This is a genomic window from Rahnella sp. EDr1-12 (genome assembly GCF_049206505.1).
Taxonomy (GTDB): Bacteria; Pseudomonadota; Gammaproteobacteria; order Enterobacterales; family Enterobacteriaceae; genus Rahnella; species Rahnella rivi.
This window is the reverse complement of sequence record NZ_JBLZNY010000001.1, coordinates 2,053,956-2,062,552: the sequence shown is the minus strand read 5'-3', so window position 1 is coordinate 2,062,552 and position 8,597 is coordinate 2,053,956. Positions and strand designations below refer to the sequence as shown.

Annotated in this window: 6 protein-coding genes and 2 rRNA genes; 6 read left to right on the top strand and 2 right to left on the bottom strand. The window is 49.8% G+C overall.

All coding sequences use genetic code 11. From position 1 onward, the window contains the following. The 6 genes from ACO0U8_RS09460 to aceK all read left to right on the top strand — a co-directional run. A 23S ribosomal RNA gene (locus tag ACO0U8_RS09460) occupies positions 1–77 on the top strand; the annotation flags it as partial. 116 nt (positions 78–193) lie between these two features. Next, positions 194–309, top strand: a 5S ribosomal RNA gene (rrf, locus tag ACO0U8_RS09455). Between the two features lie 292 nt (positions 310–601). Beyond that, positions 602–1,531: a homoserine O-acetyltransferase MetA gene (gene metA, locus ACO0U8_RS09450; RefSeq protein WP_056775984.1), complete on the top strand. Its 930-nt coding sequence runs from the start codon at positions 602–604 to the stop codon at positions 1,529–1,531. Positions 1,532–1,903: 372 nt separating this feature from the next. Further along, a complete protein-coding gene (gene aceB, locus ACO0U8_RS09445) occupies positions 1,904–3,502 on the top strand; it encodes a malate synthase A (RefSeq protein WP_390973962.1) in 1,599 nt (532 codons plus the stop codon). Between the two features lie 40 nt (positions 3,503–3,542). Beyond that, a complete protein-coding gene (gene aceA, locus ACO0U8_RS09440; RefSeq protein WP_421670656.1) occupies positions 3,543–4,865 on the top strand; it encodes an isocitrate lyase in 1,323 nt (440 codons plus the stop codon). A 52-nt stretch (positions 4,866–4,917) separates the two neighbouring features. After that, positions 4,918–6,639 carry a bifunctional isocitrate dehydrogenase kinase/phosphatase gene (gene aceK / locus ACO0U8_RS09435; RefSeq protein WP_421670655.1) on the top strand — a complete coding sequence of 574 codons (1,722 nt, stop codon included), beginning with the start codon at positions 4,918–4,920 and terminating at the stop codon, positions 6,637–6,639. 35 nt (positions 6,640–6,674) lie between these two features. Here the strand turns inward: aceK and ACO0U8_RS09430 are convergent, their stop codons facing one another. Further along, the gene (locus tag ACO0U8_RS09430) at positions 6,675–7,424 is read right to left on the bottom strand and encodes a hypothetical protein (protein WP_156361983.1); all 750 of its coding nucleotides are present in this window, start codon (positions 7,422–7,424) and stop codon (positions 6,675–6,677) included. A gap of 117 nt (positions 7,425–7,541) precedes the next feature. Beyond that, positions 7,542–8,384 carry a glyoxylate bypass operon transcriptional repressor IclR gene (gene iclR, locus ACO0U8_RS09425; RefSeq protein ID WP_056775992.1) on the bottom strand — a complete coding sequence of 281 codons (843 nt, stop codon included), beginning with the start codon at positions 8,382–8,384 and terminating at the stop codon, positions 7,542–7,544. Between the last annotated feature and the right edge of the window lie 213 nt (positions 8,385–8,597).

The window sequence follows — 8,597 nt, the reverse complement described above, 5'->3', positions numbered from 1 at the left end:
GACGTTGATAGGCTGGGTGTGTAAGTGCAGCGATGCATTGAGCTAACCAGTACTAATGACCCGAGAGGCTTAACCTTACAACACCAAAGGTGTTTTAGAGTGGCTCTGAAGTAGATTTTCAGCTGAATGTTCCGAGATTGGTTCGTAGTGCAAGCCTGACTTAAGGTGCGCGTTATGGATGAAACAGAATTTGCCTGGCGGCACTAGCGCGGTGGTCCCACCTGACCCCATGCCGAACTCAGAAGTGAAACGCCGTAGCGCCGATGGTAGTGTGGGGTCTCCCCATGCGAGAGTAGGGAACTGCCAGGCATCAAACAAGTGGAAAGCCCTGTACTGACGTACAGGGCTTTTTGCTGTGTGGAATTTGAGTAATCGTGTTCATTAATTGTTCAATTACCCGCATAAATTGACATCCTGAAGCATTCTTTTTATCTCTCTCCGCCCCTTATTTTCCTTTCTTTATAACCAGATCCTCTAAATTAATAACCTAAGCTGAAACATTTTCACTTACCGGATGCAGGCTCGACATTGATTCAAAAAACCGTTATCTTCGGCTGTCTAGAAGTCTAAACGTATAAATGGATGCAGTGAGGAAGTTGTTATGCCGATCCGGGTTCCAGATGATTTACCAGCCGTTAATTTCCTGCGCAATGAGAATGTCTTTGTCATGACCTCTTCACGTGCGAAAACCCAGGAAATCCGTCCTCTTAAGGTGCTGGTTCTCAACCTGATGCCGAAAAAAATTGAGACTGAAAATCAGTTTTTGCGGCTGCTTTCCAACTCTCCATTGCAGATAGATGTGCAGCTGCTGCGTATCGACAGCCGCGAGTCAAAAAATACACCCGCCGAGCATTTGAATAATTTCTACTGTGATTTCGAAGATATCCAGCATGACAATTATGATGGTCTGATCGTCACGGGCGCACCTCTTGGTCTGGTCGATTTTTGTGATGTAGCTTACTGGCCTGAGATTGAACGGGTTATTCATTGGGCAAAAGAACATGTCACGTCAACGCTGTTTGTCTGCTGGGCCGTTCAGGCTGCTTTAAATGTGTTGTACGACATACCCAAGATGACCCGTGAAACCAAGCTCTCGGGCGTATATCCGCACCAGACGTTGCAATCTGTCGCACTGCTCACCCGCGGGTTTGATGAAACCTTCCTGGCTCCACATTCACGCTATGCTGATTTTCCGGCAGATGTGCTGCGTCAGTACACAGATCTCGACATACTGGCGGAGTCAGAGGAAGCGGGTGCTTACCTTTTCGCGACGAAAGATAAGCGTATGGCGTTCGTTACAGGCCATCCTGAATATGATGCAGGCACGCTGGCCGGTGAATATCTGCGAGATGTCGCGGCCGGTCTTTCTCCCGATATGCCCTATAACTATTTCCCGCAGGATAATGTAGAGCTCTCTCCTAAAGCGACCTGGCGTAGCCACGGGCATTTGCTCTTCACTAACTGGTTGAATTACTACGTTTATCAAATCACACCGTTTGATCTTCGCCAGATGAACCCTACCCTCGAGTAATACTTTGCACGTTCTGACAGACGATCCCCGCGATCGTCTGTTCCATTTCAACGTCTGCCAGATTTATCCCTTCTAAGAAATCCCCCTTCGTCATATTCCATATGCAATTACGAAATTCATTATCATTTTTTGAAAATTAATTTTCTTCATATCTTATTGATCATAAATACAAATTATTTTTATTTAAAATAAAATGGAAATCGTTTTTGATTTTGTGGAAATCCTGATTACGCTTAAATCTATCGGGCAATAAATAACCAGAGCCAAATCGTCAAACGTTGCATCTGACGACGCTGGATTGTTTTCTACCCTAAAAGTATCTGCTAAGTGAGGCGGTCTGGCAGATTAAGCAGATAAATCAGGAGAATAGCGATGTCAGAGCAAATTATCCGCAGTCAGCTTGGCTTCACACGCCGTTTTGGTGAGCACGAAACACATATTCTGACAGAGGAAGCCGTCGATTTTCTTGCGGAACTGGTCATGCGTTTCACGCCACAGCGTAATCGCCTGCTGGCCGAACGCATCGCTGTACAGCAGAGAATTGATCAGGGAGAGCTGCCTGATTTTATTTCGGAAACTGATTCCATTAAAAAATCCGAATGGAAAATCCGTAGTATCCCTGCTGATTTACAGGACCGGCGTGTTGAAATCACTGGCCCTGTTGAACGCAAAATGGTCATTAACGCGCTCAATGCCAATGTAAAAGTATTCATGGCGGATTTCGAAGATTCACTGGCTCCGGACTGGCAGAAAGTCATCGAGGGGCAGATTAACTTGCGTGACGCCGTTAATGGCACGATCAGCTACACCAATGAGTCGGGCAAGATTTATCAGCTCAGGCCAGACCCTGCCGTGCTGATTTGCCGCGTTCGGGGTCTGCATCTGCCGGAAAAGCATGTCACCTGGCAGGGCGAAGCCATTCCCGGTTCGCTGTTTGATTTTGCTTTGTACTTTTTCCACAACCATCGCGCCTTGTTATCAAAAGGCAGCGGTCCTTATTTTTATCTGCCGAAAATGCAGTCTTATCAGGAAGCTGACTGGTGGAGCAAGGTCTTCAGCTTTGCCGAAGATTATGCGGGATTGTCACGCGGCACGATCAAAGCGACGGTGCTGATTGAAACCCTGCCCGCCGTTTTTCAGATGGACGAAATTCTTTACCACCTGCGTGATCACATCGTTGGCCTGAATTGTGGCCGCTGGGATTACATCTTCAGCTATATCAAGACGCTGAAAAATCACGGCGATCGCGTTCTTCCCGATCGCCAGTCAGTCACCATGACGCAGCCCTTCCTCAACGCTTACTCACGATTACTGATCAAAACCTGCCATCGACGCGGCGCCTTCGCGATGGGGGGAATGGCGGCATTTATTCCCAGCAAAGATGCCGGGCGTAACGAATGGGTATTGAACAAAGTCAGAACGGACAAAGAGCTGGAGGCAAAAAACGGGCATGACGGTACCTGGATAGCGCATCCGGGGCTGGCTGACACCGTGCTTGAAGTGTTCGATAAAGTGCTGGGTAATCGCTCAAACCAGCTTGAGGTATTACGTGAAGAAGATGCTGGTATCACCGCAGAGCAGTTGCTGGAGCCTTGTTCCGGCGAGCGGACTGAAGAGGGAATGCGCGCCAATATCCGCGTGGCCGTGCAGTACATCGAAGCCTGGATTTCCGGCAACGGCTGCGTGCCGATTTACGGGCTGATGGAAGATGCGGCGACCGCAGAAATTTCCCGCACCTCCATCTGGCAGTGGATCCACCACGGTAAAACGCTCAGCGATGGCCAGCTTGTTACCAAGCCGATGTTCCGGCGCATGCTGAATGAGGAAATGCTGGTGATCCAACAGGAGCTGGGGGAACAGCGTTTCAGCGCCGGTCGCTTCACACAGGCCGCTGCATTGATGGAAAAAATCACCACACAGGACGAACTCATCGATTTCCTGACTCTGCCGGGCTATCAGCTGCTGGCCTGATCTTTCTTACCCTACTTATAAAAAGACCGGAGCACTCGCCATGAAAACAACACGTAATCAGCAAATTCAGCAGCTTGAAGAAACATGGAAACAACCCCGCTGGGCAGGGATCACCCGCCCCTACACTGCAGCACAAGTGATCAGTCTGCGCGGTTCTGTCAATCCGGAATGTACACTGGCTCAGCATGGAGCCTCCCGTCTGTGGAATTTATTGCACGGCTCGTCACGCAAAGGTTATGTGAACTGCCTCGGCGCGTTGACTGGCGGTCAGGCTTTACAGCAGGCAAAAGCCGGTATTGAAGCCATCTATCTCTCCGGCTGGCAGGTTGCCGCCGACGCCAATACGGCTTCGAGCATGTATCCGGATCAGTCGTTATATCCGGTGAATTCAGTGCCTGAAGTGGTGGCGCGGATCAATAACACCTTCCGCCGTGCAGATCAGATCCAATGGTCGAATAACATTGAACCGGGTCAGCCGGGATATACCGACTATTTCCTGCCGATTGTGGCCGATGCTGAAGCCGGTTTTGGCGGCGTACTCAATGCCTTTGAGCTGATGAAATCCATGATTGAAGCGGGTGCGGCGGCGGTCCATTTTGAAGACCAGCTTGCTGCGGTGAAAAAGTGCGGTCATATGGGCGGCAAGGTGTTAGTGCCGACTCAGGAAGCGGTGCAGAAGCTGGTGTCTGCGCGTCTGGCTGCGGATGTGCTCGGCGTGCCGACGCTACTGGTTGCCCGAACCGACGCCGACGCTGCGGATCTGCTGACGTCTGACTGCGACCCGTATGACAGTCAGTTTATTACCGGTGAGAGAACACACGAAGGCTTTTACCGCACGAATGCCGGTATCGGGCAGGCGATTAGCCGCGGACTGGCGTATGCGCCTTATGCGGACATCGTCTGGTGCGAAACCTCTACGCCAGATCTGGCGCTGGCCCGGCGTTTTGCGGACGCCATTCACGCCAAATTCCCCGGAAAATTACTGGCTTATAACTGTTCGCCATCCTTTAACTGGAAGAAAAATCTCGACGACAAGACCATTGCCAGCTTCCAGGATCAGCTTGCTGCGATGGGCTATCAGTACCAGTTCATCACGCTGGCGGGCATCCATAGCATGTGGTTCAACATGTTTGATCTGGCACATGCCTACGCGCAGGGTGAGGGCATGAAGCATTATGTCGAAAAAGTTCAGGAACCGGAGTTTGCGGCGATAGGGCGCGGCTATACCTTTGCCTCGCATCAGCAGGAAGTGGGGACCGGTTACTTTGATAAAGTCACCAACATCATTCAGGGGGGACATTCTTCAGTCACTGCGTTAACCGGTTCGACGGAGGAACAGCAGTTTTCCCCGACGCCTCACTGATTTCTCTTCAGCCCGGTGTCAGCCGGGCATTTCGCCTTCAGGAACCCAGACTATGCGCATAGAGTTGTTGATTGCTCAGACGATTTTGCAGGGATTCGATGCACAGTATGGCCGTTTTCTGGAAGTGACAGCGGGGGCTCAGCAGCGTTTCGAGCAGGCAGACTGGTCAGCCGTGCAGGCGGCGATGAAACAGCGGATCCATCTTTATGATCATCATGTCGGGCTGGTGGTCGCGCAGCTGAAATGCATTACCGGTCCGCATTTTTATGATGCGGCATTCCTTATCCGCGTTAAGCGCTGTTATTCCGGGTTACTGCCAGACTATCCGCGGGCAGAAATTGCCGAAAGTTTCTTTAATTCCGTCTACTGCCGGATCTTTAAACATCGGGATCTGACCGCAGACAAACTCTTTATTTTCAGTGAACAGCCGGTTCACCGTCCGCAACATTGCGCGCGTCCGTTAGCCAGACAGTATCCGGTACAGGGTCAACTCGCCGATTGCCTCGGGAAAGTGCTTGATGATTTGCCGATACGTTTACCCTGGGAAGACGCCCGGCGTGACGTCGGATTAATCATCACCGTGCTGAAGCAGCGTTTTGACGTGGCAGACCTGTCAGATGCGGTTCTTGAAATGGCGACTGAAATTTTCTACCGCAACAAAGCGGCGTGGGTCATTGGAAAAATCCGCGTTAATCAGCAGACTTTTCCGCTGTTGCTGCCGGTACATCTGAGCCATAAAAACGAATTATTTGTCGATGCCTGCCTGACGGGCAGTGATGACGCCAGCATCGTGTTTGGTTTTGCCCGTTCCTATTTTATGGTGTATGCCCCGCAGCCGGGCACGCTGGTGGAATGGTTGCGCGAGATTTTACCCGCTAAAACCACCGCTGAACTTTACAGCGCGATCGGCTGCCAGAAGCACGCCAAAACCGAATGCTACCGTGAGCATTTACGCTTTATGGCGCAGACAAATGAATCGTTCATTATTGCACCGGGCGTAAAAGGAATGGTGATGCTGGTGTTTACCCTGCCAGGCAGTGACCGGGTGTTTAAAGTGATAAAAGACCGTTTTTCACCTCAAAAAGAGGTCACCGAAGCGCAGGTTATGGCGTGCTACCAGCTGGTGAAAGAACACGACCGCGTGGGGCGAATGGCGGATACCCAGGAGTTCGAGCATTTTATTCTGGAGAAGAAAAATATCAGCCCTGAACTCATGGCAGAATTACTACGCGAAGTGCCGGCCAAAATAGAAGATCTGGGAAACAGCATTGCGCTTCGACATCTCTACATTGAAAGACGCATGACACCGCTGAATATCTATCTGGAACAGGCGAGGGATCAGCAACTGTATGATGTGATTGAAGAATATGGCAACGCGATAAAACAACTGGCAGCGGCTAATGTTTTTCCGGGTGACATGTTGTTTAAAAATTTCGGTGTCACCCGCCACGGACGGGTAGTGTTCTATGATTACGACGAAATTTGTTATATGACAGAAGTGAATTTCCGCAATATCCCTGCACCGCGTTATCCCGAAGATGAACTCGCCAGCGAACCCTGGTACAGCATCGCGCCACAAGATGTTTTCCCGGAAGAGTTTCGGTATTTCCTGTGTACTGATCCGCGCATTCGGCATGTGCTGGAAAATCTACACGGCGATATCTTTAAAACAGATTACTGGCAAAGACTCCAGCAAAGGATCCTGAGCGGTCATGTGGAAGATGTTTATGCCTACAGACAAAAGCAGCGTCTGAAAAATATATCAGGGCATTGAATACCCTGATATATAATTAAAAATTCTGAGATTATTTAGCTGTTATATCCGTCACTCACATTGGATGCCCTGCTGCAATGAGAGCCAAAGGAGGAAAAACTTGAAATATCGGACATGCCCCGCGAACTTGCAGAACCTGCCGAGCTAAATTGTCTGTCAGCGCCCGTACTCAGGCATTCGAAGTCATACGCACTAAAAAGGCTTTCCGGAAGGATTTTCTTAATATTAGGATAGAGATTCGTATGACGGCGGTCCGGTGCAGGTTGATAATGCCCGCTCGCGTTACTCCATGATACTAAAGTACGATGATTGAAAAGCATGTCTCCGGCAAAAAGCACGTCCTGGCATTGTGTCAGTGAAGTATGCCCTTCAACTTCGCACCGGGTGGTCGAATTAAATACGTTACCCATTGCATCAGCGCCTCTGTCAGATTTATTACTGCCAGAACTTTCGAAGGCTAAAAACTGATTAATGGAGTCGTAAGCTAATCCGCAATAAATTTGTGCAGGGTTGCTGGAAAGAATAACAAACAAGAAACGACCATTTAAAGGCGGATTAAATATAGAGGATCCTTCAATAGGCGTAATGGAATAACCCTCGGCCAGGCTATGTTGCAAAGTAAAAATCTTATCTCTTCTTGCCGGAGTTTGCGGGGTGTTCAACACAACCTCCATTGGCATTAAAGGATACTTTAGCGAATTGGCTTTTTTTATCCTTTCTAAATGTTTTTCCTTAAGTCCGAAAGAAAAATAGGTTTCCAGCAACTTTAATTCTCTGTGATTCAATGTGAAATATCCTTATAAAACACGGGTGCTATTTTTCAAAAACAGAGGTTATCCTGACTGTCCTTGAAAATCCGTAGCCTGCCTTTCGGCCCATTTGCTACCGCGCTATTTTCTCTTTTAATGCTTACCACCGCCATAGGCTTGCGTAATTTCTTTCGCTGCATGGATAACTAATGCACCTAACTCGGTCACACGATCGTCGGTGATGCGCGAGATCGGGCCTGAAATCGAAATAGCGGCATACGCATCATTATGCTCATCGTAAATGCAGGTCGCCACGCAGCGCAGGCCAAGTGCATGTTCCTCATCATCAAAGGCATACCCACGTTTACGGGTGTCGGCCAGCTCCTGTTTCAGGTTTACCGGTGACGTTTTGGTCAGCGGCGTGTAGCTGTGCAATCCGATTTTATGCAGCAACTTCACCAGCCGCTCTTCCGGCAGCGTGGAAAGAAAAGCTTTCCCCGCGCCCGAAGCATGCATCGGTAATTTTCCGCCGATGGGGGCGGACATGCGCATCAGCGCATTGCATTGCACCTGATCGATGATGATCGCCTGATAATCACTGTGATCCAGTACCGCCAGATTCACCGTTTCTCCAGATTCCTCCATCAGACGGCGCAGCATCGGGTGCACCATCGCCAGTAAATTACGACTTTGCAGGAAGCTGCTACCCACCACAAAGGCATGTGAACCGATGGTCCACAAACCCAAATCGCCGACCTGACGAACAAACCCCTGCTGTTGCATGGTGGTCAGCAAACGGTGGGTGGTGGAATTCGGTAAACCGGCCTGCTGTGCCAGATCGGTCAGCGCCACGCTGCCCTGAGCTTCGGCAATGTATTCCAGCAATTTCAGTCCACGTGTCAGGGATTGCACCTGCCCGGTGGCGGCGCTGCCTGTCGCGGCAGCGGCTTTAGGTTTTTTAACACGTTTGGCCGGAGTGGATGCGGAAGTTGCCATGAGTCTGTTCCTTATAAGATGCGCCAAAGACTGGCAAAGAAAAAATCGTTTTTGGAATTGGTTTTCGTTTTTACAGTATGGATCGCAACCTGCCTTTGCGCTCATCCGATGTGTTGCACGCTATTTGCGGGATGTCTTCCCGAATTGAAAAAGTCTCACGTCGGCGCGGCCTTTTGGCCGGGGAAGGTATGCTAGGATGTTGACCATAATTTC